The sequence below is a fragment of the Testudinibacter sp. TW-1 genome (assembly GCF_050613185.1).
Classification (GTDB): Bacteria; Pseudomonadota; Gammaproteobacteria; order Enterobacterales; family Pasteurellaceae; genus Chelonobacter.
Map to the genome: position 1 here is coordinate 944,174 of NZ_CP192511.1, position 26,225 is coordinate 970,398.

Sequence of the window (26,225 nt, forward strand, 5' to 3'; positions counted from 1 at the left end):
TTAAGATCCATAGATAAAATTAGGTAACGTTGTAGTAATTGCAGGTATATAAGTTAATAATAAAAGTTCAACCATTAATAACGCCCAGAATGGCATGACATCTTTAATAAATTTTTCGATTGGCACCTCAGTAATAGAGCACGTAGTAAACATCACTGTTCCCAGTGGAGGGGTGATTGTTCCAATAGCACCGTTAAAAATAAAAACAATCCCAAAGTGAATTGGATCAATACCATATGAATGTGCAATAGGTGCAAGTAGAGGTGCAAGCACGATCATAATGGCATTGCCTTCTAAGAACATTCCTAAAATTAATAAGGTAACATTTACAATCATTAAAAATGTTAACGGACTATCCACAATTTGGGTAATCCACATTGCTAACGATTGCGGAACTCTTTCCCAAGTCAAAAATTTAGAAAAACCGACGGCAACACAGATAATTAATAAGACATTTGCTGCACCAAGTGCAGATTCTCTGGTAGCAAACCATAACTGACGCAGATCCATTTTTCTATAGATAAACATCCCTAAAATTAGTGCATAAATAACTGCTATTGCACCGGCTTCCGTTGGTGTAAAAACCCCCATTCGGATCCCACCAATAATAATAACCGGTAACATCAGAGCTAAAACTGCATCTTTAGCTGAAAAAAGAATCTCTTTACATGAAGCTCTCTTTTCCCTGATCGGTAAATATCCGCGCTTTTTCGAAATAATAGAAACCAAGATCATCATTAAAATACAGAGTAAAAATCCGGGGACAACACCCGCTAGAAATAAACGACCAATAGAAACATTATTCACATAGCCATAAATAATCATCGCAATGCCTGGTGGAATGATCGGGGTAATAAGTGATCCGGCAGCAGTCACTGCTGATGAAAAAGAAGCGCTATAACCTCTAGCGACCATTTGTGGTACTAAAAGTTTTGAGTTCATGGCGGCATCGGCAATATTAGAACCGGATAGCCCGCCCATTAAAGTACTCAGTGCAACATTGACTTGCGCTAATCCGCCATTTAAATGCCCAGTGAGTACTTCGCAGAATTTTAATAACCTTTCACTGATACCAGAATGATTCATAAACACCCCAGCCATAATAAAAAACGGAATAGCCAATAACGTAACGGATTCTAACCCACCTGCTAATCTTTGCACCAACATAATCATAGGTAAATCACTCATTAAAAAGTAACTTAACGTAGAAAAAAAGATACAAAATGCAACTGGAATACCTAAAATAAACAGCACTAATAAAAGAATAATTGGAATCAGAATACTCATGATTTATTTCCTCTATTTATTCTAAAGAAATAAACTATCTTTCTAACCTCATAAAAAAACATGAATGAAGCACTAATCGGAATCACCGCATAAATATAGGCATACGATAATTGTAATGAGGGAGTAAATCTAAACTGTGCCATAGGAAGCAATTTAAAACCAAGATAGATCATAAAAATCAAACAAAATATCATTACCAACGGTTGAAATATTCCATCAATAATATTAGCTATCCGAGCTGGTATCTTTGTTAACAGATAATCAATTCTTATTAACTCATTATTTTTAGCGAGAGCACTAGAAGCCAAAAAGGTAAACCAAATAAAAAATACGATACAAACTTCTTCCACCCAGGCACTTGGTGAGTTTAATATATAACGTGTCACAACACCATAAGCGGAAAGTATAACGATAATAGCTAAAAAAACAGAAGCTAAAATCTCGTCAAGTGAGCTTAATTTTACCCAGAGAGATTGAGATTTTTTAGGGATATCTGCCATATTTTATTCCTCAAAGAAGAGGGGAGAAAACTCCCCTTTGGATAATTAAAATTCAGCAAGTAATTTTTGAGTATCTGCATATAAATTTGGTGTCCATTCGGGAAAATCTTTTTGGATTTGCTCTTTAACCGCACTTTCAAATTCCTCCAGATCAACCTCATTCACAGTAACACCCGCATCTTTCAAATTATTTAATGCTTCAGTTTCATTTTGCTCAATAAGCGCAGCACCGTACTTCACCATGTCGACACCGGTTTCTTTGATAATATTTTGTTGTTCCGGTGTTAAACGCTGCCAAAAGGCATTGCCAGCTACAAATGGAGACATATGTTTGGTGTGTGCCGTTAGGTTTAAGTTTTTAGCCACTTCATAAAATTTACCGCCAAATAACACGACGGTCGGGTTCTCCAATCCATCGATAATACCTTCGGACAAGCCCGGATAAACATCCGCCAATGACATAGGCGTCGGTACACCGCCCATTGCTCTAATAGTGGCAACAAATAAACGAGAGTGTTGCACCCGCACTTTCATTCCTCTCAAATCTTCCGGTTTAGTCACTGCTCTTTTAGTCAATAAATGTCTTGTACCGTAGATCACATCCGGTACAACAATATGCACGCCTTTTTGATCTAATTGTGCAGATAAATTATTAAACCATTCCGAATGTAATAATTTTGATTTCTTTTCAAATGACTGGCTTAAATAAGGCGCATTGATAATCCCCAGATCAGGTACAATATCCATTAGTGCGCCGTAATCACTAATCGTAATAATATTCGCCCCGAATTTTGCTTGTTCCATGACCTCCGTTTCACTACCAAGTTGGCTTGATGGAAATAATTTAAAAACAATATCACCATTGGATTTTTCTTTAACCTGATCAGCCCAATAATGCATTGCTTTGTCAATTGGTTCACCCGGTTGATTTCCATAAGCAACCATAATTTCTGTCGCGGATTGCACGGTAAAACTCACGCTTAACCCAATGAGACCTAACAAAGAAATCGTTTTTAATTTTTTTAAAATAGCCATAAAATGCCCTCGCTTATTATCATGATAGTCTGTATTTTTTTAAATTCAGACCGATTAGTAGAGTATTACTCCTTTTACCAAGTTTTTATTTTTAACAATCTTTTCCTCATAAATATCCGCAAGTTCAGTATAGTTAAATGTGTCGCTGAGCATCATGGATGAATTTAATTTCCCTTCTGACATTAATTTCTGAACCTTAGTAAAATCCTCTTGCGTCGCATTACGACTTCCCATTAATGTCGTTTCTTTTTTGTGAAAATCCGGATCATGAATAACCAAATCACCTTTAAATAATCCGACAAAAACTATTCTGCCGCCGTGACAAATAAAATTAACAGCGTTATTCATTGAATGTGGATTACCGGTGGCATCAATAACGATTTCAGGTAACATACTGCCAAAATAATTTTCTATTTTTTCAGATAATGGATCGACGACTTTCACACTTAATTTTTGCTGAATATGCTGCCGTCTTGACAAACTGGTATCCGCAACCACAACATTTGCACCGTCTGCAATGGCTATTGCCGCTACTCCTAATCCTATCGGACCGGCACCGATAACCAACACATTGTTATTTTTACTGACTTGTGCCCTGCGAACTGCATGCGCACTAATGGCAAAAGGTTCGATTAATGCTGCACTGATATCATCGACATTATCAGCCAACGGAATGATATTTGTATCCGAGATTGCCAGAAATTCGCTGAATCCGCCATCTTGGTGAACCCCCATTACCGAGATCTTCTCACAACAATTGGTTTTTCCTTTTTGGCAGGCAACACATTTACCACAAGATAAATACGGAATTAATGCGACTCGCTGTCCAATTTTATAGTTATGCACTTTGCTACCGATGGCGGTAATATTGCCACAAACTTCATGTCCTAATACTCTCGGGTATTCAAAAAATGGTTGATTGCCTTGATAAGCATGGATATCCGTACCGCAAATGCCTACCGCCGATACCTTGATAACCACTTCATTATCTTTGGCACAAGGGATATCTCTTTCCTGGTAGTTCAATACAAATGGTTCTGTACATACAAGTGACTTCATAATGCAATCCTTAAATAAGTTTTAACGTGATGTATACATTATTTTCTAATTTTTCTGATCTTCTAAACTTAGTTGATTGATTTGTGATAGATAATATGCTTTTATGTTTTTTTAGTGTTTTTTATTCAAAACAAAAAAGAACAAGGGTTGAAAAATGAGCCGAGGACGTAATCAAAACCTAAGGAATGACACTATAAATCAAATGCTTGAACTTATTTCTAATGGACAACTTAAATCTCCCCTACCATCACAAGTTATGTTAGCGGAACTTTGTAATGTCAGCCGAACCACGATTCGCCATACAATCCAACATTTACTCAAAATTCGGCTTCTTGAAAAGAAAGAGGAGCAATACTTGGTTATTCGTCAACCAGAGAGACATGATTTTCTTGCTGAAATCAGAATAAAATATCCACGAAAAAATCAATACCACGTGATTGATACTTATTTTAAAGAGGTTATTCAAAAGAAATCACTAAAACCCGGCGATATTTTTACAGAATTACAACTTTCTAAAGATGCCTCTGTGAATATTTTTACCGTTAGAGAATATTTGATTCAATATTCTCGCTTTAATTTGATAGAAAGTTTATCAAGAGGAAGATGGCAGTTAATTGAAATTAATGAATATTATGCGGACAAATTATTCGAATTAAGAGAGCTACTTGAAATTCACGCATTAGAGTGTTTTATGCAGCTACCAAAAGAGAACCAACGCTGGAAAGAAATGAGAATATTATTTAATCTACATCAAAAATTACGCAATAATGTAGTAAAAGAGTATCCTGACTTTTCCGGATTGGACAATAAACTCCACACATTATTACTCTCTGCTGCCAATAATCCTTTTATTGATGATTTTATTGAACTGATTTCCGTTGTATTTCATTTTCATTATCAATGGGATAATAGGAATTTACTTGAGCGCAATGTTTTAGCGGTGGAAGAACATTTGGTTATTATTCAGAATATTTTAAATAATGATAAATTAGGTGCAACAAAAGAGTTGAAACAACACTTGAATACCGCCAAGAAAACTCTAAAAAACAGTATTGCATTAATTCATAAGTCGTAAAAAAACCGCACTTTTATGATCTGCCCCCAAAAAGTTGGACTGCTTAATGAAAGGATTGAATTCGATATTGTATCGGGCTTAATCCTTTTAATCTTACTTGAATCCGTTCAGTATTGTAATACTGCATATATTGATGAATAGCCTGCTCAATGTCATCTGCCGTATCAAATTGCCGAACATAAAAACATTCTGTCTTCAGCCTGCCGAAAAAACTTTCCATTGCGCCATTATCCAAACAATTTCCCTTTCTCGACATACTGATTTGAATCTGATTATCTGCCAATATCTTGCGATAAGACGGCATTTGATACTGCCGGCCTTGGTCTGAATGTAATATCGGCGTTGCCTCCTTCGGGAGCTTATTCACGGCTTGTCGCAACATCTGCTCAACCAGTGCCCGGTTTGGACGACGACCAAGTTGATAGGCAATCACCTCATTGTTAAATAAATCTAAAATCGGCGATAAATACACTTTATTGCCGTCTTTCGCTTTGAATTCAGTGACATCGGTCACTAATTTCTCGTAGGCATTTTCCGCCGTAAAATGACGTACTAACAGATTATCAGCAATTCGACCCACTTCACCTCTGTAAGAACAATATTTCCGTTTTTTCCTCTCTTTCACCTGTAAGCCCATCATCTGAATCAAACGTTGCACCTTTTTGTGATTGACCGTACCGAGTGCCAATGTCACTCGGCGATAGCCATACTGCGGATTCTCTCGTTTAATTTGACGAATTTCCGCTTTTAAATCGGCCTCTTTATCTGTCTTCGGTTGTTGATGGTAAAAGTAAGTGCTTCGAGCTAACTTAATGATATCTAATAATAAATTAAGCGGAAAATCACCGTTTAAGGCTTTAACAATTTCTGCCTTTCGGCTTCGTCTTTCAGGGATAATTCCATCGACTTTTTTAAGATGGCATTCTCCGCACGCAAACGTAAATTCTCTTGTTCTAATTGTTTTAACGGCGTTAATGGCTTAACGTGTTTTTTCGATTTATTCGGTTTATTCACGGCTGGTCGTCCTTTGGGCTTATCAATCAGTCCATTTATGCCAAATTGTTTGAATCGTTGCAACCATTTAGAAATAACAGTGCCTCCTGAGATACCCAAGGTTAAGGCGATGTGTTCAAGGGAGAACAGCCCTTGTCGGGCTAATTTGACGGCTTGAAGCTTTTCTTCGACGGTAAATTTTCGGGCAGTATGTTTGACTCGCAAGCCATCTGAGCCCGCATGTTGATATTGCGCAACCCAGTGACGAATACAGCGTGGTGCAACTTGAACGTGTTTTGATGTTTGACTGAGAGATTGAGCATGTTGAAAGTAATATTCAACTGTGTGTTGTTTAAATGCTTGGGTATATTTGGTCATAAAAATCTGCACCTTAGTCAGTTGGTTTTGCAGTCCAACTTTTGGGGTGCAGATCATCGATAAAAGTGCGGTTTGAACTCGGCATTTAAGGCAACACCCGCTCCAACTGCCACAACTCCCGATAGCTTTCACGGCGTTTAATCAAATGCGCTTTATCGCCGTCCACCATCACTTCGGCGATGCGTGGGCGGGAGTTGTAGTTGGAAGACATACTTGCGCCGTAAGCGCCTGCCGAACGTTGCGCAATCAAGTCGCCTTCGGCAATTGCCAGTTGGCGTTGTTTGCCGAGGAAATCGGAGGTTTCGCAAATCGGGCCGACGATGTCGTAGACCGCACTTTGCCGATCTAAAGTGCGGTCAACTTCGATGATTTCCATATACGCCTGATATAACGCCGGGCGGATCATGTCGTTCATGCCGGCATCGACAATGGCGAAATTGCGCGATTCGTTGCTTTTCAGGTATTCCACTTTGCTGAGCAAAATGCCGGCATTGGCGGTGATGGCGCGTCCCGGTTCGAGGATAATTTCCAGTTCGGGATAAGCTTGCAGTTTTTGCAGCAAAGCGGTGGTGTATTCACTCGGGTGCGGTGGCGTTTCGCCGTGATAAGGCACGCCCAATCCGCCGCCTAAATCCAAGTGCTGCAACGCAATGCCGTCTTGTTTTAATTGCTGCATTAACAGCAACAAACGGTCGGTTGCGTCCAAAAACGGTTGCAATTCGGTCAGTTGCGAACCGATATGGCAATCCATGCCGCTGATTTTAATGTTGGGCAAGGTAGCGGCAAAGCGGTAAACCTCACGCGCTTCATCAACGCTGACCCCGAATTTATTCTCTTTCAAGCCGGTGGAAATATACGGGTGGGTTTTGGCATCGACATCCGGATTGACGCGCAATGAAATCGGCGCGATTTTGCCTAAACTTGCCGCCACTTGGTTAATCCGTTTCAATTCGGAGAGCGATTCGACGTTAAAACAACGGATACCGACTTCCAACGCGCGGCGGATTTCCGCTTCGGTTTTTGCCACGCCGGAAAACACCACTTTGCCGGCGTCGCCACCGGCGGCGAGCACGCGCTCCAGCTCCCCTTGCGACACAATGTCAAAGCCTGATCCCAATTTTGCCATCAGGTTTAAAATCGCAATATTCGGGTTGGATTTAACCGCAAAGCAGATTAAGTGCGGGTGCGCGCCGAATGCGTCGTCAAAAGCGTGCCAATGGCGTTCCAGCGTAGCGCGGGAATAAACATACAGCGGCGTGCCGAATTCGGCGGCAATTTGCGCCACCGGCACGTTTTCCGCCATCAATTGTTGATTTTGATAGTGAAAAAAATCCATGTTTAACCCTGATTGATTGATTGTGTTTCAGCCGGTTTTTCCGCAGGGAAGTAGAGCGGACCTTTCACGCCGCACGCACTTAAACCGAGCAACATCGCCGTTGTCAGCAAACACGCCAAATATTTTTTCATAACTGCCTCTTATCATTAAATAACGGCTATTTTTACCATTAATTCACGCTTTGTGCTATCACTATCGCGGCAAAATGACTATAATTTGTGCCTACTTTCCTTTAACAGACCCTAACCTATGAACGTAGCAGAATTTCACCGTCAGGTTGAACAGACTTGGAACACAATTGAAGAACAACTGGATCAGCAGGAAATTGATGTCGATTGCGACACCCACGGTTCGGTGTTTTCCATCACTTTTGAAAACGGACAGCAAATCGTGATCAACAAACAAGAGCCGTTGCTTGAGCTGTGGCTTGCCAGCAAACTGGGCGGCTATCACTTCAAATTCCGCGATGGACAGTGGCTGACCGCCGATCAACAGGAATTTTTCCAACTGTTAAATCAAGCCTTGACCGCTTATTACAGCGAAAGCGTGACCCTCGCTAATCACGTAACAAAATAATCCATGTCTGCCTTGCCGCCTAGCCCAACACTCACCACCGCACTTGCCGTATTGCAACAAGTGTTTGGTTATCATGCTTTCCGTCAGGGGCAGCAGGCGGTGATCGAAGCGGTGTTAAGCGGACAAGATACGCTGGTGGTGATGGCGACCGGCAGCGGTAAATCGCTGTGTTACCAAGTGCCTGCGCTCTGTTTTGACGGCTTGACCCTCGTGATTTCACCATTGATTTCACTGATGAAAGATCAGGTCGATCAGTTGTTGAGCAACGGCGTGGAAGCAGCGTATCTCAACTCCAGCCAATCCTTTGCCGAACAGCAACAGGTGCAGAATAAGGCGATCAACGGCGAATTGAAGCTGTTGTATATTTCGCCGGAAAAGGTGATGACCACCGGCTTTTTCCAATTTATCTGCCAATGCCAAGTCAGTTTTATTGCCATTGACGAGGCGCATTGTATTTCGCAATGGGGGCATGATTTCCGTCCGGAATATACCGCACTTGGCGGCTTGAAAAAGAGCTTTCCCGACACGCCGATTATGGCATTGACCGCCACCGCCGATCAGGCGACCCGGCAGGATATTCTGCAGTATTTGGCGTTCGAGCAGCCTTATCAATATATCGGCAGTTTTGACCGCGCCAATATCCGCTACACCTTGGTCGAAAAATACAAAGGGATTGAACAGATATGCCGCTTTGTGTTGGGGCAGAAGGGCAAGAGCGGGATCGTGTATTGCAACAGTCGCAAGAAAACCGAACAGCTGTGCGAAAGCCTGCAACGGCGCAATATCAGTTGCGCGCCGTATCATGCCGGCTTGGACATTGCCGAGCGCGAGGCGACGCAACTGGCGTTTCAGCGCGATAATATTCAAGTGGTGGTCGCCACCGTCGCCTTCGGTATGGGAATTAATAAATCCAATGTGCGTTTTGTGCTGCATTTTGATCTGCCGCGCACGATTGAAGCCTATTATCAGGAAACCGGGCGTGCCGGGCGCGACGATTTGCCGGCGGAAGCGGTGATGTTGTACGATCCGTCCGATTATGCCTGGTTAAACAAGATGTTGTTGGAAAAGCCGGAAAGCCAGCAACGCCAAGTGGAACAGCATAAATTGCAAGCCATGGGCGCCTTTGCCGAAGCGCAGACCTGCCGCCGTTTGGTGCTGTTGAACTATTTCGGCGAACACCGCACTACGCCGTGTAAAAACTGCGATATTTGCCTTGATCCGCCCAAATCCTATGACGGCTTGCTCGACGCGCAAAAAGTGATGTCGGTGATCTACCGTGTCGGGCAGAACTTCGGCTTGCATTATGTGGTGGCGGTGCTGCGCGGTTTGCAAAACCAGCGGATTAAAGATCACGGGCACGACCAACTGTCGGTGTTTGCCATCGGCAAAGAGCAGAGTCAGGAGTATTGGTTCAACGTGATCCGCCAGTTGATTCATCTCGGCTATATCGAACAGAACATTATGCAGTTTTCCGCCTTGCGCCTGACCGAAGCGGCACGCCCGATTTTGCGCGGCGAAACCGCACTTTCGCTTGCCACCCCACGTTTGTCGATGTCGGTGATTCAGCGCGGCCAAAACACCGCGCTGAAAAATTACGACAAAGACCTGTTCGCCCGTCTGCGTTTCCTGCGTAAGCAAATCGCCGACAAGGAAAGCATTCCGCCGTACATCGTGTTCAACGACGCCACCTTACAGGAAATGGCGCAACTAATGCCGACGTCCAACAGCGAAATGCTACAAATCAACGGCGTCGGTTTGCGTAAGTTGGATCGCTTCGCCCAGCCGTTTATCTCTTTGATTAAAGAACATCAAGCCAATCTGCAAAAGCAATAAAATAGCCTGTCGCCTGACCGCACTTTTGCGTTATGATGTCGCTATAATCACAGCAAATACAAAAGGGGAACATCATGAGCAGCGCATTTCAACTGGATCGGCTGGTACACGGTTACTGGCGCTTAAAAGAGTGGAATTTAACCCCACAACAACTGTTACAACTGACCGAGCAAGTGATTGAAATCGGTATCCGCACCTTTGACCATGCCGCCTGTTACGGCGCGTTTACCAATGAAGAAGCCTTCGGGCAAGCGTTAAAACTCAAACCGTCGCTGCGGCAAGAAATCACGCTGATTACCAAGTGCGGTATCCTCTTTCCAAGCCAAGAACTGCCGAATATCGACAGCCATTATTACGATAACAGCTACGAACATATCGTGGCTTCCGCCGAACGTTCGATTGCTAAAATGCAGTGCGAATATCTGGATTTGCTGCTGATTCACCGTCTCTCGCCTTGCGTTGACCCGGAGCAAGTCGCCAACGCCTTTGATGATTTACAACGCAGCGGCAAAGTGCGGTCATTCGGCGTATCCAACTACACCCCGAGTAAATTCAGTATGTTGCAATCCTATCTCAAGCAGCCGTTAGTCACCAACCAGATTCAAATTTCGCCATTGCATTTAGATCCGTTCAACGACGGCACGCTGGATTATTTAATGGAAAAACGCATTCGTCCGATGGCGTGGTCGCCGTTGGCAGGCGGCGCGCTGTTTAACAAAGATAACCCTGCCGGCGCGCGCGTGCGCAAAGCCCTGCTCGACATCGGACAACGTTTTAACGAAAGCCACTTAGACACCTTGGCATTCGCCTGGCTGCTCAGCCATCCGGCAAAAATCACGCCGGTGATCGGCTCGGGCGAACTGCGCCGGATTAAAAGGGCGGTCGAGGCGCTTGCAATCCGCTTTACCGAACAGGATTGGATTGAGGTGTATAAAGCGGCACAGGGGCATGATATTCCATAATTTAGTCGTTTTGTGAACCGAATCACTTAAAATTTTGTTAATTATGCTTTATGGTAGACTTATCCGGTCGTTGAGTATCGGATTAATCACTTACTTAAGGAGATACTATGAAAAAAACGTTACTTGTCACCGCACTTTCCCTTTGCGCTTTTGTACTGCCGACAAGCACACTGGCCGCCGACAGCGATAGTCTGAGCATTCAGGTGCAGTTGTTGGATCCGGCTAACGGCAATCAAGACATCGGCAAAATTGTGGTCACCGAATCGGATTACGGCTTGGTATTTACCCCGGAATTACGCGATCTAACACCGGGCTTGCACGGTTTTCACCTACACCAAAATCCGAGTTGTGATGCCAAAGAAAAAGACGGCAAACTGGTCGCCGGTTTAGCCGCAGGCGGGCATTGGGATCCTGAAAAAGCGGAAAAACACGGTTTCCCATGGGAAAAAGGCGCACATTTAGGGGATTTGCCGGCACTAACCGTGAACCAAGACGGCACCGCAACCAATCCGGTATTGGCGCCGCGCTTGAAAAAACTGGCTGACATCAAACAACGTTCGATTATGATTCACGCCGGTGGCGATAACCATGCCGATCACCCGGCGCCGTTGGGCGGTGGCGGTGCCAGAATGGCGTGCGGTGTAATCAAATAGTTTTATCCTTAATCAATAACCCTGACATGAATCAGGGTTATTTTTAAAAACGTATCTTTATATAAACTCCTATTAATTGACAGCACTTTTATACTATTTTTTTGTCCAATTAAAATAACGATGGAACATAATCTAGGAGTTGATATGAAAAAATATCGTGAATATGACGTTACCGATGAACGTATTTTTCATCATCGTCGCAAAATTTTGACCGCACTTGGGGTTGCCGGCAGCAGTTTGTTAGTTCCGGATTTATTGCGGGCACAAACGGTATTAGATACGGAAAATTCACTTAAACTCACACCTGAAGATAAAGTGACCGGCTATAACAACTTTTACGAATTTGGGGTTGGCAAAAACGATCCGCAAAAAAAGAGCAGGCAGTTGCAAACAAATCCCTGGACTTTAACCATTGATGGTGAAGTCCATCAACCGCTGACATTGGATTGGGACGATTTACATCACCGTTTTGCCTTGAAAGAAAGAATTTACCGTTTTCGCTGTGTAGAAGCTTGGTCAATGGTTATTCCGTGGTTAGGTTTTGAGCTCAACCAATTATTAAAGATGGTCAATCCGACTGCCAATGCCAAATATGTCCGCTTTGAAACCCTATATGATCCGCAACAAATGCCGGGACAACGCGATCGTTATCTCGGCGGCGGCATTGATTATCCTTATGTCGAAGGTTTGAGCATACAGGAAGCCATGCATCCTCTCACCTTAATGGCGGTCGGATTGTACGGCAAAGATTTATTGCCACAAAATGGCGCACCGGTACGTTTGGTCGTACCGTGGAAATACGGCTTTAAAAGCATTAAGTCGATTGTGAAAATCACCTTGACCGAACAGCAACCTTTGAATACTTGGCAAAAGCTAGCACCGCACGAATACGGTTTTTACGCCAATGTAAACCCGAATGTTGATCATCCGCGTTGGTCGCAAGCCAGCGAACGGATTATCGGCAGCGGCGGTTTGCTTTCGGTTAAACGTCAACCGACTCTAATGTTTAACGGCTATGCCGATGAGGTCTCTTCTTTATACAATCATCTCGATCTGCGGACAAATTTCTGATGTTATACCTCTTGCTTCGTATCGGTATTCATGGCGGCTGTAGCGCGCTGTTGCTATGGCTAATTTATACACTGGGATATGGCGATATCAGTGCGGTTTTTGCTGCCGATCCGGGCAAAGAATTGATCCATTTTCTAGGCTTAACCGCACTTTATCTCTTTAGCGCGCTATTTCTATTGCGGATACTGACCCAGTTGTACGGTAACGCCCGCCTACGTAGCTTTCATCGTGATTTGGGATTGTGGGCGCTATTTTGGTTACTGTTACATCTCGTAAGCTATTTATTTTTTGAATTAGCTTTCGATTACCGCCTGTTTTTCACAGAAATCGCCACCCGTCCTTACTTGCTGATCGGTAGCTTGGCTTTACTGTTATTTTTGGCGGCGGCAGTCAGTTCTTTGCCTTATCTGCGCCGGAAAATGGCAAAAAACTGGTTTTCATTACATCAATTAAGCTATTTAGCAATAATATTGGGCATTATTCATTACTATTGGTCGGTTAAAGGCATTACCCTGCAACCGCTGTTTTTTATTGCCGTAGCCGTAGCCATTATATTTTTCAAAGCCTTCGCTCATTTATTTTCCAATAAAAAGCCGCCAACGCTGAGAGTATGACGGCGTATTTATCAGACAAGCAATTAACGTTTTGCTTTAGTCAACTTTTCAGTCAATTCATAAGCATGCAGTTTTGCCAATTCGCGTGACAATTTGGACGACAGCAAGGAATAATCCACATCGCCATGTTTGGAATGCGTATTTTCCTCGGCACGGCGTTTTGCTGCCAGAATCCGATCTTTATCCAACTCGTCACCACGAATCGCCGTATCGGCCAGCACGGTTACCGTGGTCGGCTGCACTTCTAAGAAACCGCCGGAAACATAGATAATTTCCTGTCCGCTTTCTTGTTTGATTTGTAGTACGCCCGGTTTGATCTCGGTTAATAACGGGGTATGCCCGGCTAAAATCCCTAAATCCCCTTCAACCCCGGAAACCTGAATCGCATTGACTTCACCGTGAAAAATTTGCTTTTCCGCGCTGACCACCGTCAGTTCAAATGAAGATGCCATCGTATTCTCCTTTTATTTAGTGACCTAACGGGTAATATTACAATGCAATATTACCCAAGGAATGATTACATCTTCTCGGCTTTTGCCAATACTTCGTCGATAGAACCGACCATATAGAACGCTTGTTCCGGAATATGATCGTATTCGCCGTCCAAAATACCTTTAAAGCCGGCAATGGTGTCTTTTAGCGACACATATTTGCCCGGCGAACCGGTAAAGACTTCCGCCACGAAGAACGGCTGCGATAAGAAACGTTCGATTTTACGCGCACGGGCAACAACCAGTTTGTCGTCTTCCGACAACTCGTCCATCCCCAAAATCGCAATAATGTCTTTCAATTCTTTATAGCGTTGTAACGTCGATTGCACGCCACGCGCCACTTCGTAGTGATCTTTACCGACCACTAACGGATCTAATTGACGCGAAGTCGAATCCAACGGATCGACCGCCGGATAGATCCCCAATGAGGCGATCTGACGGCTTAATACCACCGTTGCATCCAAGTGGGCAAACGTGGTTGCCGGTGACGGGTCAGTCAAGTCATCCGCCGGTACGTAAACCGCTTGAATCGAGGTGATTGAGCCGGTTTTGGTTGAGGTGATCCGCTCTTGCAATACGCCCATCTCTTCCGCCAAGGTCGGCTGATAGCCTACCGCCGACGGCATACGTCCTAACAAAGCGGATACTTCCGTCCCTGCCAAGGTATAACGGTAGATGTTATCCACGAAGAACAACACATCGCGTCCTTCGTCACGAAATTTTTCCGCCATGGTCAAACCGGTTAACGCCACGCGCAAACGGTTGCCCGGCGGCTCGTTCATTTGCCCGTACACCAGTGATACTTTATCCAATACGTTGGAATCTTGCATTTCATGGTAGAAATCGTTGCCTTCGCGGGTACGCTCACCCACGCCGGCAAATACCGAATAACCGGAGTGTTCAATCGCAATATTACGGATTAACTCCATCATATTCACGGTTTTACCTACACCGGCGCCACCGAACAAACCGACTTTACCGCCCTTCGCAAACGGACACACCAAGTCGATAACTTTAATCCCGGTTTCCAGCAATTCGGTGCTATTGGATTGCTCTTCATAACTCGGGGCTTCACGGTGGATTGACCAGCTTTCTTCCGCGCCGATATCGCCTTTTTCATCAATAGGCTCCCCCAGCACATTCATGATACGCCCAAGGGTTTTCACCCCAACCGGCACTGAAATCGGGTTGTTGGTGTTGGTTACGCTCAAATGGCGTTTTAAGCCGTCTGATGAACCCATTGCGATACAACGCACCATACCGCCGCCCAACTGTTGTTGAACTTCAAGGGTTAATCCGGTTTCCACCTTTAATGCGTCATAGACTTTAGGTACCGCATCTTGTGGAAATTCAACGTCAATGACGGCACCGATGATTTGTACAATTTTTCCTGTTGCCATTACCGATCCTCTATTCTTTGGTTAAATCGCTGCCGCACCGGCAACAATTTCATTTAATTCATTTGTAATACTGGCTTGACGCGCCTTGTTGTAAACCAACTGCAAGTCGTTAATCAAGTTACCGGCATTATCCGTCGCCGACTTCATCGCCACCATCCGCGCCGCTTGTTCCGATGCCAAATTCTCGACTACCGCTTGATAAACTTGCGCTTCCAAATAACGGGTCAACAGTTTATCCAGCAGATATTTGGCGTTTGGCTCATACAGGTAATCCCAGCTGTTTTCGGTCGTCAGTTCGTCTTTTTCCAATGCAGACAGTGGAATCAGCTGCTGTACCACCGGCTTTTGCGACATGGTGTTGACGAATTTATTGTAAACCACATAAATCGCGTCATATTCGCCGTTGCTATAGCGGTCAAACATCGCATTGGCAATCCCGATAATCTGCTCAACCGACGGCGTATCGCCCATTCCTGAAGTTTGTCCGCGAATGGTTAAACCCAACGAATGGAAAAAACTGATCGCTTTTGAACCGAGCAAGCCGACTTCGACACTGACTTGCTTGTCTTTCCATTGTTTAATCTCGTTAAGTGCGGTTTTAAACAAATTAACGTTTAAACCGCCGCACAAACCACGGTCAGTCGAAATCACCAAAAAGCCGACTTTTTTGATTTCCCGTTCCACCAAAAAAGGATGCTGATACTCAATATTACCTTTGGATACATGGCTAATTACGTTACGTATTGCGGTTGAATACGGACGTGAAGAAGACATGCGTTCCTGCGTTTTTCGCATTTTTGAGGCTGCCACCATTTCCATTGCCTTGGTGATTTTTTGCGTACTTTTCACGCTGGCAATTTTGGTTCTGATCTCTTTCGCACCTGCCATTTCATCTCTCCGTTAGGTCAATATTTACCATGCACCTTTGGTTTTGAAGTTATCCAGGATAGATTTCAGTTTATCCTTGATTTCATCATTGTAGTCGCCGGTTTTGGACAGCTCTTTTAAGAATTCCGCTTCATGATTATTGGCAAAATCAAATAAGCTGCTTTCAAACGAACCGATACGATCCAACTCGACATCATCAAGATAACCGAATTCCACCGCAAACAGCACCAACGCTTGTTGTCCGACGCTTAATGGCGAGTATTGGGTTTGTTTCAGTAATTCCGTCACTTTTTGACCGTGTGACAACTGTTTACGGGTTGTGTCGTCCAAATCGGAAGCAAACTGGGCAAACGCCGCCAATTCGCGGTACTGCGCAAGTGCGGTACGGATACCACCCGCCAGTTTTTTAACCACTTTGGTTTGCGCCGCACCACCGACGCGCGAGACCGAAATCCCCGGGTTAACCGCCGGACGGATCCCGGAGTTAAACAGATCGGATTCCAAAAAAATCTGCCCGTCGGTAATGGAGATCACGTTGGTTGGTACGAATGCGGAAACGTCACCGGCTTGGGTTTCGATAATCGGCAATGCGGTTAAAGAACCGGTTTTGCCTTTCACCCGGCCATTAGTGAATTTTTCAACGTATTCCGCGCTAACGCGCGCCGCACGTTCTAATAGACGTGAGTGCAAATAGAATACATCCCCTGGGAATGCTTCACGACCCGGCGGACGGCGTAATAATAGGGAAATTTGACGGTAAGCAACCGCTTGCTTAGACAAATCGTCATACACGATCAACGCATCTTCGCCGTTGTCACGGAAAAATTCGCCCATCGCACAACCGGCGTATGGCGCAAGGTATTGCAATGCGGCAGATTCCGCAGCAGACGCGACGACCACGATAGTGTTGTCTAATGCGCCGTGTTCTTCCAATTTACGCACCACATTGGCGATTGTAGAGGCTTTCTGCCCAATTGCCACATAGATACATTTAATATCGGAATCGCGTTGGTTGATGATTGCATCAATCGCAAGTGCGGTTTTACCGGTTTGACGGTCACCGATAATCAGCTCACGCTGACCGCGACCGATTGGCACCATCGAGTCTACCGCTTTATAACCTGTCTGTACCGGCTGATCAACCGATTTACGGTCGATAACGCCCGGCGCAATCACTTCAATCGGCGAATACGCATCGGCAACGATTTCGCCTTTGCCGTCAATCGGTTGCCCTAAGGTATTAACCACACGACCTAACAAATTACGACCGACCGGTACTTCCAAAATACGCCCGGTACATTGCACTTCCATGCCTTCGGCTAAATCGGAATAAGGCCCCATCACCACCGCGCCGACCGAATCGCGTTCCAAGTTGAGCGCAATCGCAAAACGGTTACCCGGCAGGGCAATCATTTCCCCTTGCATCGCATCACTTAAGCCGTTAATGCGGATAATACCGTCACTTACCGACACGATAGTGCCGGTATTACGCGCTTCGCTCGTTACGCTAAAATCGGCAATCCGTTTCTTAATCAGTTCACTAATTTCTGTAGAATTCAGTTGCATCTTCTATTCCTCTTACAATTGCAATTCATTTGCCAAACGCGCTAATTGACCGCGACTGCTGCCGTCGATGACCAAGTCACCGCTGCGAATCAACGCCCCGCCAATCAGGCTTTTATCAATGCTGCAATTTAATTTCACTTTGCGGGCAAGTTTCTTTTCCATTGCCTGGAGAATATTTTGTTGTTGTTGCTGCGTTAATGGTTCGGCGGAAATGACTTCAACCTCAGCCAGGGATTTATACTCATCCACTAGCTGTTCGAACAGACGAAGCACTTCGGGTAACGCCAGTAAGCGTTTATTTTCTGCCATTAAACGGATAAGGTTTTGCCCGTACTGATCCAGCTGATCACCACAAATTTGAATCAAGGTTGCGGCGGCTTTTGGCGGTGAAAACGATTCTTTCAGAAAATTTTTAATCTGATCATTTTCAGTCACGGCAGCGCTAAAATTCAACATTTGCTGCCATTGCTCCAACCGGTTCTGTTCCACCGCAAAATCAAATGCGGCTTTAGCATAGGGGCGTGCGACTGTGATGTATTCTGACATTAGCCCCACCTTCCTTATAGTTCTGCAACAAGTTTATCAATGATGTCGCTATTTGCCGCTTCATCAATTGAACGACCCACAATTTTTTCTGCACCAGCCAACGCCAATGAAGCCACTTTAACGCGCAACTCTTCTTGTGCCCGTTTGCGTTCGGCTTGCACTTCGGCATAACCTTGCTCGATAATTTTGGCTTTGACCGACTCGGCTTCAGACCGCACTTCATCCAAAATTTCATTGCGACGTTTATTCGCCAGATCGATGATCTCTTGCGCTTGTTTTTTGGCTGCATTGAGCTCTTGCTCTAACAGCACTTTGGTATCCGCTTGCTCTTGCTTCGCCGCTTCGGCAGACGCCAAGGCATTGGCAATCCCAGCCTGACGCTCTTCAATCGCTTTGATAATCGGTGGCCAGACAAATTTCATGCAAAACCAGACAAACAGTAGGAATGCAATCGATTGTCCGATTAGTGTTGCGTTAATATCCACAACGTCCTCCTCAATAATGGTTATAGGTAGCTACAGCCTTGATTTGGCTATAACGCAAAAAATTAACCTAATAACGCAGTAAACGGACTGACGAAGATGAAATACAATGCAATACCAACCGCAATCATTGAAATCGCATCAAGTAAACCTGCCACGATAAACATTTTGGTCAACAAAGAGTTAGCCAATTCAGGTTGACGGGCTGCCGACTCCATATATTTACCGCCCAATAATGCAAAGCCAATAGCGGTGCCGAATGCCGCAATTGAAATCATAATTGCAGAAGCGAAAATTGTTGCCGTGATTACAGTTTCCATGAGTTTCTCCATGTTTAAGTTAAAGTGTTGGCAAAATTGCCGGGTTAAAAATAAAAGTTAAAAATTAATGTTCCGCTTTATTATACGCGATACTGATATAGACAATGGTTAACATCATAAAGATAAAGGCTTGCAATACCACCACCAAAATGTGGAAGATTGCCCATACCAGATGTAAGCCGATCCCCAAACCGCCGACCAGATAGTTGGCGGAGTAGGTCAAGGCGATCAAAATAAAAATTAATTCGCCGGCATAGAGGTTACCGAATAGACGCAAGCCCAATGAAACCGGTTTAGCCAATAAGGTGACGGTTTCTAACAGGAAGTTAACCGGGATAAACACCGGATGGGTGAACGGGTGCATAGTGTACTCTTTCACCAAACCCCCGAAGCCTTTGGATTTGACGGTGTAGATAATGATCAGGAAAAATACCGCAATCGACATGCCGAAAGTCACGTTCATATCTGCGGTCGGTACCGCACGCAGGTATTCAAAGCCCAACGCATGGGCAATTTGCGGTAAATAATCGACCGGCACCAAGTCGATGGTGTTCATTAATAACACCCAAACGAAAACGGTTAGTCCTAATGGACCAATAAAATTACGGCTGCCGTGGAAGTTTTCTTTCACCACGCCGTCAACCCATTCCACCATCATTTCGACCGCACATTGCCATTTGCCCGGCACGCCGCTAGTCGCTTTTTTCGCGGCTTTACGGAAAAAATAGATGAACAAGAATCCGGTTACGACGGCAAAAAATAAAGAGTCGATATTGACCGACCAAAATCCTTCGCCCTTGTTGAGAAACGAAAGGTGATGTTGAATATATTCAATAGAGGTTGGGGATGAACCTTCGGCAGCCATACAGTTTCCTACTTCGTCAGTGAGTTAGTTTTTAGCTTTTGTATCGAACATCCGCCCCAATACAAAAGGTAAAAGGTTATTAAGTAAAATAAAGCAAAAATAACCCGCAAAAAAGACAATCGGGTTCAATTCGATATTGATGAACACCAGCAATAACAAAATGATCATCAAGGCGATTTTTATTCCTTCCCCCCGGTAGAGTATTTTCGCTTTATTTGCTATCGGCGAATCCGCCTGCAGATAAAAGACATAAACCGCAAAAACCATCTGTGGCAGCCAAGCTATCACGGATCCCAACAAAAAAGAGAGGGAAAGTGCCGATTGTAACAGATAAAATAACGCATAACCGATTAATATCAATGCGAATTCGATAATAAAGACTTTGCTATAAAGCTTTTTATTTTTATCCAGTACCGCCGACATCTCATATCCTGTTACTTAACCGAAATAGAACTTAGCTATTCATGGTTAATTTATGTACAACACTTTAACTCTAACGAGGTAAATTAGGTACAAATAAAACTGGCATAAATTATACGGTCAGATTAAATTATTGCAACGATTAAAGGGCGTAAAAATGCTATCTGCTTAACAATTACTAAAAAAATTTTACTTTTTTATCACAATAAATGATAAAGCCCTCGTTTATCCATTTTTGATAACCCGATTTTTAACCTTTTACCAGAATAATCAAGTGCCTTTCTCCGACCAATTGCGGCACGGACAACTTCATTTTTTGCTGCAATACAAAGTGCGGTTGCAGTTCGCCCAATTCATCGGGATTAAAAATCCCTTTCAAGGCATAAAACCGCCCTGAATCCGCCACTAAATGCCGACACCAGGCGGTCATATCCTGTAATGAAGCAAACGCGCGGCTAAGCACCCCGTCGAACCGCACTTCGGGCTGATATTCCTCAACCCGGCTTTGAATCGGCGTGACGTTAGTCAAACCTAACTGACGAATGACTTGACGGATAAAGGTAATCCGCTTGCCGAGACTGTCCAACAACACATATTGCTGATCGGGGTTGATAATCGCCAACGGAATGCCGGGCAAGCCCGGTCCGGTGCCGACATCGATAAAGCGCGAACCTTGTAAATAAGGACTCACCACCAAACTGTCGAGAATGTGCTTCACCAGCATTTCCTGCGGATCACGCACCGATGTCAGGTTATACGCCTTGTTCCATTTATTCAACAATTCAACAAAAGCAACCAATTGCTGCTTTTGCTGATCGTTGACCGAAAGTGCGGTTTGCGCCAGCAGCTGATCCAATTTTGCCCGTAATTCAATCGCCAACGTCATTATTCATCCCCACGTTTGAGCATACCTTGTTTTTTCAAATTCACCAGCAAGATTGAGATCGCCGCCGGGGTCACCCCGGAAATACGCGAAGCTTGTCCGATCGAGATCGGACGGTGCTGGGTCAATTTCAACCGCACTTCGTTGGACAAGCCGTTGACTTTATCGTAATCAAATTCCGGCGGAATCGCAGTGCTTTCATGCCGTTTATGCCGTGCGATCTCTTCGTATTGATGTTCGATATAACCTTGGTATTTAATCGAAATTTCCACCTGCTCCGCCGCTTGCGCATCGGCACACGCCGGGGCGAAGGCTGAAAGTGCGGTCAGGGTTTTATAATCCACTTCCGGACGGCGCAACAGATCTTCACCGCTGGCTTCGCGGGTTAGTGGGCTATTTAAAATCGCATTGACTTCATTCAAATGTTCCGATTGGGGATGAATCCAAATTTGGCGCAAGCGCTGTTGTTCTTGTTCAATATTTTCCAGTTTTTGATTAAAACGCGCCCAACGAGCTTCATCAATCAAGCCCAGTTCACGTCCAATCGGGGTTAAGCGCAGATCAGCATTGTCTTCACGCAGCAACAAACGGTATTCGGCACGCGAAGTGAACACCCGATAAGGTTCTTTGGTGCCCAGCGTACACAGATCATCGACCAGCACGCCTAAATAGGCTTGATCACGGCGCGGATACCAAGCGGCTTTTTGCTGTACAAACAAACCGGCATTGATCCCGGCAAGCAAACCTTGCGCCGCCGCTTCTTCATAACCGGTGGTACCGTTGATCTGCCCGGCAAAAAACAGACCGTTGATCGCTTTGGTTTCCAATGACGGTTTCAGATCGCGCGGATCGAAATAATCATATTCGATCGCATAACCCGGTTTCATGATCCGTGCTTTTTCCAAACCCTTCATCGAATTGACGATCCCCATTTGCACGTCAAACGGCAAACTGGTCGAGATCCCATTCGGGTAGATCTCATTGCTGGTTAAACCTTCCGGTTCTAAGTAGATCTGATGGCTGTTGCGCTCGGCAAAACGCATTACTTTATCTTCGATCGACGGGCAATAACGCGGCCCGATCCCTTCGATCACCCCGGCATACATCGGACTGCGATCCAAATTGGCACGGATCAGATCATGGGCTTTTTCATTGGTATGGGTGATATAACACGGGATCTGACGCGGATGTTGATCGACTGATCCCATAAACGAAAAGACCGGCAGGATCGTATCGCCGTGCTGCTGTTCCAATACCGAAAAATCAATGGTGCGCGCATCTAAGCGCGGCGGGGTGCCTGTTTTCAAACGATCAACGCGTAAATTCAATTCACGCAACCGATCTGCCAACATGATCGACGCCGGATCACCGGCACGACCGCCGACATAATTTTCCATGCCTATATGGATCTTGCCGGCTAAGAACGTCCCGGCAGTCAACACCACCGCTTTGGCACGGAAAGTCAGCCCCATTTTGGTACTAACCCCGCTGATACGATCCTGATCCAATAAAATATCAACCACTTCCTGTTGGAAAATATCGAGATTTTCTTGATTTTCCAAGGCGATCCGCACGGCTTGGCGATATAACACCCGATCCGCCTGCGCACGGGTAGCACGCACCGCCGGACCTTTACTGCTGTTCAAGGTACGGAATTGAATCCCGGCCTGATCCGTAGCCGTTGCCATTAAACCGCCCATGGCATCGATCTCTTTGACCAAATGCCCTTTGCCGATGCCGCCAATCGCCGGATTACAGGACATCTGCCCTAAGGTATCGACATTGTGGGTCAATAATAGGGTTTTCAAGCCCATTCGTGCCGGTGCAAGTGCCGCTTCCGTGCCAGCATGACCGCCACCGACGACGATCACATCATAAGTTTCTGTATAAATCATAAAATGCCTTGTTTGATCCGGATACGATCAATTCGATCTTGCGTTGATCAATGATCGTAAAATTGGGCGCTATTCTACTGAATTTAATCAGAGGGTGAAAGGAAATTTATTAACTTGATCCGTGGTGTCGATCATACGGATCAAATTTTGATCGCCGGCGTATAAAGAAAAGATCTTTTTATATATAAAGATCTTATTATTGTTATTATTAGCCGGTAGTGATCCTGTGAAGAAAGCCGTTTTTTCTTTTAATTATAAGATCTTGATCCATTTTGGATCGTGTGAAAAAGATCGCTTGTCGCTTAATAAATCTTGTGGATAACGTGCGGTTTTATCCACAGCCCGATTTGCTTTAATTGTTATTCAAATAATAAATACAGTTTATCTACACTTATAATCGTCGTTATCCACAAGCGAACTTTTTTCGTTTTGCTGGTTTTTTAAGCGGATTATTTCAGTTGATCGATAAATTGCGGTAACCAGTTATCTGCCGCCTGATCATGATCGAAACAATTAAGCACATCAATTTTTAAACTATCAGCTAGCTTAATAGCTTGTTTCTGATTTAGCACTGCTTCGATTTTATTGACCGAAAAACAGAAGGTATCATAATCGGAATTCCCCAACCCGATCACTGCAAACCGCACTTGGCTTAAATCATCGATTTCCTGCTCGATATGTTCAAATAACGGCGATAAGTTATCCGGCAGATCACCTGCGCCGTGGGTTGAAGTGACAATTAGCCAATATTGAAAATCGTTGATCTGATCCCAATTCGCACCATGCAAAAGTGCGGTTTTGATCCCGTGTTGTTGCAACACATCCTCGCAATGCTCCGCTAAATATTCCGCGCTGCCGAGGGTGCTGCCGCTGATAATACAAACTGTTTGCTGCATCATATTTTTCTCTTTTTTGTTAATTAACGGCTTAAAATCGCAATATATCGCTGTAACTCCGCTATTTCATAACCGGCTATCAATGATAAAAGCGCGTTGGGCTGCTGTTGGTGCTGGTAGTCATCGAAACATTGATAATATTTTGCCCTGTCACTGAATTTAATATCAATCGGCAAATAACCGCACTTCATCAATTCAAAATTCAACAATAACCGCCCTGTGCGTCCGTTACCGTCAATAAACGGGTGAATGCTTTCAAAAGCCAAATGCAGCCACGCTATCGCCTCTATCGGGTGTTGGTGCTGTAATTTATCGGCATAATCAGCAAGTAATGCGTCCATTTGTTCGGCGATTAAGTGCGGTTGCGCCGGTTCATTGTCTGCGCCCATGATTCGCACCGGAACACGCCGATATACGCCTTTATTCTCTGCGTCATTCATCAGCACCAGCGAATGAATTTCTTTAATCGTACGCTCGGTTAATGGCTCACGGTTTGCCACCAGCTCAAACAGATAATTAAAAGCGTCTTTGTAGCCGATAACCTCTAAATGTTCTCTGATAGGTTTTTCAGCAATGGTTATGCCGTCACGCAAAATCAAAGCCGTTTCCCGCAGTGTCAGCGTGTTACCTTCGATAGCGTTAGAATTATAAGAAGATTCGATAATAAACTCTTCTTGCAGCCGTTTTAGCTCTGCCGCACTCAAGGGGCGCAATGCCGACAATTGATTTTTTAACTCGTCAATGTGTTGTATTTGCTCTGTCATTTCATCAGCCCTTAGCTTTGCGAATTGTCAAAATAGAAATTACTTATTATGCGCTATATTTAATCATAACTATGCATACTGTACTAGCATACAGTTAGGTGTTTATTCTGTGACTATTGGGCTTGGTGCCTAGCTTTCTACATAGTCCGCCCAATCCTGTAACATTTGCGTTTATTGTAGCGGTAAGCCGTTACCGTCTGCCAATGAATAGGCGGTTTGCTTCGGTTTTGCGTTCTTAATCTTGCTGTCAGAAAGTGGCTTAACTCGCCTTGCCATGAGTGGAACTCCTGAACTTTATTTGAGGTTTAGTTTTTTAATCGTTCAATTAAAAAAGCGTCCATTGCTGAACGCCTTTAGGGTTGGTGTCAATTGCACGACCGATAAAATCTTGCTTGCATATGGTGCAGATTTAGGCAGACAAGCATTACTGTACCTTGTACTGAGAATTTAATTGGTCAAGTTTACTGCCAATACTTTGCTGCAACTCAACCATTTGTCTTTGAAGTAATTCTATTTCTTCTTTATCTTTATCTGTTTGATTATCTTTCAAATAAAGTTCATAAAGCTTAATTGAAATCATATTCCCCTGATAAATTCCAATACGGATATCCTGAACTTCTTGACTCTTTATCTTTAAACCAAACAAAGAATTATTAGTAGATTCTAACAGCGCTTTTGATCGCCCCATTATAACTTTTATTGCTGAACTATCACTGTTTTTACTTGCAGAAACCAACTCTTGATTAAGTTCCGATGCTTTAGTATTAGAAGTATTAACCACAGAATTAATAGCTAATAAATCCGTACGAATATCAGCGTCATTTTGTGATGACAGGGTTTCTTTTTGTGCTATGAAATTACCTTCACTAGTGGTGATAGCGGTGTCGTTTTTTTCATTGTCACAGCCAGTTAATAGCGATAATGCTGCTAAAGCCAAGATAACTATTTTTTTCATAACATATCCTTTTTAACAGTAATTATTTCTGTAAATTCGGTTTGATTGCACCGTTCCTCCACAGGCAAGCACGGCATGTCCTGCGGTGCCTAATTGCTGTTATTATGTCGCCGAAGCAAAACACTAGCAGCAATCTAAATGCTAACACAACTTAGTGAGTTCTTTATTTTGTTTTTGTTCTCTATATAAAAATTTATAGTTCCCTGTTTTTGAAGATTTATCCTTTTTTATCCCTGTGGTGATCTTGTTTTTCATTTTTATATTCAGTGAGTTATGGATTTATTGTTCCCTATTTATTTTTCAAAAATGGCATTTTTAGGGAGTAAATTTAGGGAGTTAAGGTGATAGTATAAAACAGGGAACAAAAAAAGTGATATAGAGTGATAAAATATGATTAACAGTGATGAATAGATTTTAGCTAAATGATTGATGTTATTGGGTTTTATTGGGCGATATACGGAAGTATGAAACAGTATGATTAG

28 protein-coding genes are annotated in these 26,225 nt (G+C 44.0%); 7 read left to right on the plus strand and 21 right to left on the minus strand.

Going from position 1 to position 26,225, the window contains the following annotated elements:
• The 4 genes from ACQ31U_RS04665 to ACQ31U_RS04680 are packed head-to-tail and all read right to left on the minus strand — an operon-like array spanning position 1 to position 3,881.
• Positions 1–1,287, minus strand: coding sequence for a TRAP transporter large permease (locus ACQ31U_RS04665; RefSeq protein WP_431053922.1), 1,287 nt, complete (start codon positions 1,285–1,287; stop codon positions 1–3).
• The gene (locus ACQ31U_RS04670; RefSeq protein ID WP_431053923.1) at positions 1,284–1,787 is read right to left on the minus strand and encodes a TRAP transporter small permease; all 504 of its coding nucleotides are present in this window, start codon (positions 1,785–1,787) and stop codon (positions 1,284–1,286) included. Before ACQ31U_RS04670 ends, ACQ31U_RS04665 begins: the two co-directional genes overlap by 4 nt.
• A 45-nt stretch (positions 1,788–1,832) precedes the next feature.
• Positions 1,833–2,822, minus strand: a complete 990-nt coding sequence (locus ACQ31U_RS04675; RefSeq protein WP_431053924.1) for a C4-dicarboxylate TRAP transporter substrate-binding protein — start codon at positions 2,820–2,822, stop codon at positions 1,833–1,835.
• Between the two features lie 54 nt (positions 2,823–2,876).
• Positions 2,877–3,881 (minus strand): zinc-binding alcohol dehydrogenase family protein, encoded by a 1,005-nt coding sequence (locus ACQ31U_RS04680; protein ID WP_431053925.1) that lies wholly within the window; start codon positions 3,879–3,881, stop codon positions 2,877–2,879.
• A gap of 154 nt (positions 3,882–4,035) precedes the next feature.
• Here ACQ31U_RS04680 and ACQ31U_RS04685 point away from each other — a divergent pair, with 154 nt between their 5' ends.
• Positions 4,036–4,956 (plus strand): FCD domain-containing protein, encoded by a 921-nt coding sequence (locus ACQ31U_RS04685; RefSeq protein WP_431053926.1) that lies wholly within the window; start codon positions 4,036–4,038, stop codon positions 4,954–4,956.
• 43 nt (positions 4,957–4,999) lie between these two features.
• Here ACQ31U_RS04685 and ACQ31U_RS04690 read toward each other — a convergent pair.
• The 3 genes from ACQ31U_RS04690 to lptM all read right to left on the minus strand — a co-directional run bounded on the left by ACQ31U_RS04690 (position 5,000) and on the right by lptM (position 7,794).
• Positions 5,000–6,327, minus strand: a protein-coding gene (locus tag ACQ31U_RS04690) for an IS3 family transposase (RefSeq protein WP_431053927.1) whose coding sequence is annotated in 2 segments (ribosomal slippage) — positions 5,000–5,850 and positions 5,850–6,327 — 1,329 coding nt in all. Because the reading frame shifts where the segments join, the coding sequence is not laid out codon by codon here.
• An 85-nt stretch (positions 6,328–6,412) separates the two neighbouring features.
• Positions 6,413–7,663 (minus strand): diaminopimelate decarboxylase, encoded by a 1,251-nt coding sequence (gene lysA / locus ACQ31U_RS04695; protein WP_431053928.1) that lies wholly within the window; start codon positions 7,661–7,663, stop codon positions 6,413–6,415.
• Between the two features lie 2 nt (positions 7,664–7,665).
• The gene (lptM, locus tag ACQ31U_RS04700) at positions 7,666–7,794 is read right to left on the minus strand and encodes an LPS translocon maturation chaperone LptM (RefSeq protein ID WP_431053929.1); all 129 of its coding nucleotides are present in this window, start codon (positions 7,792–7,794) and stop codon (positions 7,666–7,668) included.
• 118 nt (positions 7,795–7,912) lie between these two features.
• Here lptM and cyaY point away from each other — a divergent pair, with 118 nt between their 5' ends.
• The 6 genes from cyaY (at position 7,913) to ACQ31U_RS04730 (ending at position 13,372) form a co-directional block, all read left to right on the plus strand.
• Positions 7,913–8,239 (plus strand): iron donor protein CyaY, encoded by a 327-nt coding sequence (gene cyaY / locus ACQ31U_RS04705; RefSeq protein WP_431053930.1) that lies wholly within the window; start codon positions 7,913–7,915, stop codon positions 8,237–8,239.
• A gap of 3 nt (positions 8,240–8,242) precedes the next feature.
• Entirely contained in the window at positions 8,243–10,072 is a 1,830-nt protein-coding gene (gene recQ / locus ACQ31U_RS04710; RefSeq protein WP_431053931.1) for a DNA helicase RecQ, read from the plus strand.
• Between the two features lie 74 nt (positions 10,073–10,146).
• A complete protein-coding gene (locus ACQ31U_RS04715; protein ID WP_431053932.1) occupies positions 10,147–11,034 on the plus strand; it encodes an aldo/keto reductase in 888 nt (295 codons plus the stop codon).
• 107 nt (positions 11,035–11,141) lie between these two features.
• Positions 11,142–11,687, plus strand: coding sequence for a superoxide dismutase [Cu-Zn] SodC (sodC, locus tag ACQ31U_RS04720; protein WP_431053933.1), 546 nt, complete (start codon positions 11,142–11,144; stop codon positions 11,685–11,687).
• Positions 11,688–11,831: 144 nt separating this feature from the next.
• Entirely contained in the window at positions 11,832–12,758 is a 927-nt protein-coding gene (gene msrP / locus ACQ31U_RS04725; protein ID WP_431053934.1) for a protein-methionine-sulfoxide reductase catalytic subunit MsrP, read from the plus strand.
• Complete coding sequence (locus tag ACQ31U_RS04730; RefSeq protein WP_431053935.1) at positions 12,758–13,372, plus strand: ferric reductase-like transmembrane domain-containing protein; 615 nt, start codon at positions 12,758–12,760, stop codon at positions 13,370–13,372. The genes msrP and ACQ31U_RS04730 overlap by 1 nt, the downstream gene beginning before the upstream one ends.
• Before the next feature lie 23 nt (positions 13,373–13,395).
• On the opposite strand, the gene ACQ31U_RS04735 is transcribed toward ACQ31U_RS04730, so the two are convergent.
• From ACQ31U_RS04735 to ACQ31U_RS04800, 14 genes are all read right to left on the minus strand, one after another.
• Positions 13,396–13,824, minus strand: coding sequence for a F0F1 ATP synthase subunit epsilon (locus tag ACQ31U_RS04735; RefSeq protein ID WP_431053936.1), 429 nt, complete (start codon positions 13,822–13,824; stop codon positions 13,396–13,398).
• A 65-nt stretch (positions 13,825–13,889) separates the two neighbouring features.
• Positions 13,890–15,263 carry a F0F1 ATP synthase subunit beta gene (atpD, locus tag ACQ31U_RS04740; RefSeq protein WP_431053937.1) on the minus strand — a complete coding sequence of 458 codons (1,374 nt, stop codon included), beginning with the start codon at positions 15,261–15,263 and terminating at the stop codon, positions 13,890–13,892.
• Positions 15,264–15,284: 21 nt separating this feature from the next.
• Positions 15,285–16,151 (minus strand): F0F1 ATP synthase subunit gamma, encoded by an 867-nt coding sequence (gene atpG, locus ACQ31U_RS04745; protein WP_431053938.1) that lies wholly within the window; start codon positions 16,149–16,151, stop codon positions 15,285–15,287.
• A 24-nt stretch (positions 16,152–16,175) separates the two neighbouring features.
• On the minus strand, positions 16,176–17,717 hold the full coding sequence (atpA, locus tag ACQ31U_RS04750) for a F0F1 ATP synthase subunit alpha (RefSeq protein WP_431053939.1): 1,542 nt from the start codon (positions 17,715–17,717) through the stop codon (positions 16,176–16,178).
• Positions 17,718–17,729: 12 nt separating this feature from the next.
• Complete coding sequence (atpH, locus tag ACQ31U_RS04755) at positions 17,730–18,263, minus strand: F0F1 ATP synthase subunit delta (RefSeq protein ID WP_431053940.1); 534 nt, start codon at positions 18,261–18,263, stop codon at positions 17,730–17,732.
• 14 nt (positions 18,264–18,277) lie between these two features.
• Positions 18,278–18,748 carry a F0F1 ATP synthase subunit B gene (gene atpF, locus ACQ31U_RS04760; RefSeq protein ID WP_431053941.1) on the minus strand — a complete coding sequence of 157 codons (471 nt, stop codon included), beginning with the start codon at positions 18,746–18,748 and terminating at the stop codon, positions 18,278–18,280.
• Between the two features lie 62 nt (positions 18,749–18,810).
• Positions 18,811–19,065: a F0F1 ATP synthase subunit C gene (atpE, locus tag ACQ31U_RS04765; RefSeq protein WP_431053942.1), complete on the minus strand. Its 255-nt coding sequence runs from the start codon at positions 19,063–19,065 to the stop codon at positions 18,811–18,813.
• Positions 19,066–19,129: 64 nt separating this feature from the next.
• Positions 19,130–19,930, minus strand: coding sequence for a F0F1 ATP synthase subunit A (gene atpB / locus ACQ31U_RS04770; RefSeq protein WP_431053943.1), 801 nt, complete (start codon positions 19,928–19,930; stop codon positions 19,130–19,132).
• Between the two features lie 24 nt (positions 19,931–19,954).
• On the minus strand, positions 19,955–20,353 hold the full coding sequence (locus ACQ31U_RS04775; protein ID WP_431053944.1) for an ATP synthase subunit I: 399 nt from the start codon (positions 20,351–20,353) through the stop codon (positions 19,955–19,957).
• A gap of 247 nt (positions 20,354–20,600) precedes the next feature.
• Positions 20,601–21,236, minus strand: a complete 636-nt coding sequence (gene rsmG / locus ACQ31U_RS04780) for a 16S rRNA (guanine(527)-N(7))-methyltransferase RsmG (protein ID WP_431053945.1) — start codon at positions 21,234–21,236, stop codon at positions 20,601–20,603.
• Positions 21,236–23,128: a tRNA uridine-5-carboxymethylaminomethyl(34) synthesis enzyme MnmG gene (gene mnmG / locus ACQ31U_RS04785; protein WP_431053946.1), complete on the minus strand. Its 1,893-nt coding sequence runs from the start codon at positions 23,126–23,128 to the stop codon at positions 21,236–21,238. Before mnmG ends, rsmG begins: the two co-directional genes overlap by 1 nt.
• A gap of 449 nt (positions 23,129–23,577) precedes the next feature.
• Complete coding sequence (gene mioC, locus ACQ31U_RS04790; protein WP_431054278.1) at positions 23,578–24,024, minus strand: FMN-binding protein MioC; 447 nt, start codon at positions 24,022–24,024, stop codon at positions 23,578–23,580.
• Positions 24,025–24,047: 23 nt separating this feature from the next.
• Positions 24,048–24,788, minus strand: coding sequence for a Fic family protein (locus ACQ31U_RS04795; RefSeq protein WP_431053947.1), 741 nt, complete (start codon positions 24,786–24,788; stop codon positions 24,048–24,050).
• A gap of 424 nt (positions 24,789–25,212) precedes the next feature.
• On the minus strand, positions 25,213–25,743 hold the full coding sequence (locus ACQ31U_RS04800) for a hypothetical protein (RefSeq protein ID WP_431053948.1): 531 nt from the start codon (positions 25,741–25,743) through the stop codon (positions 25,213–25,215).
• Between the last annotated feature and the right edge of the window lie 482 nt (positions 25,744–26,225).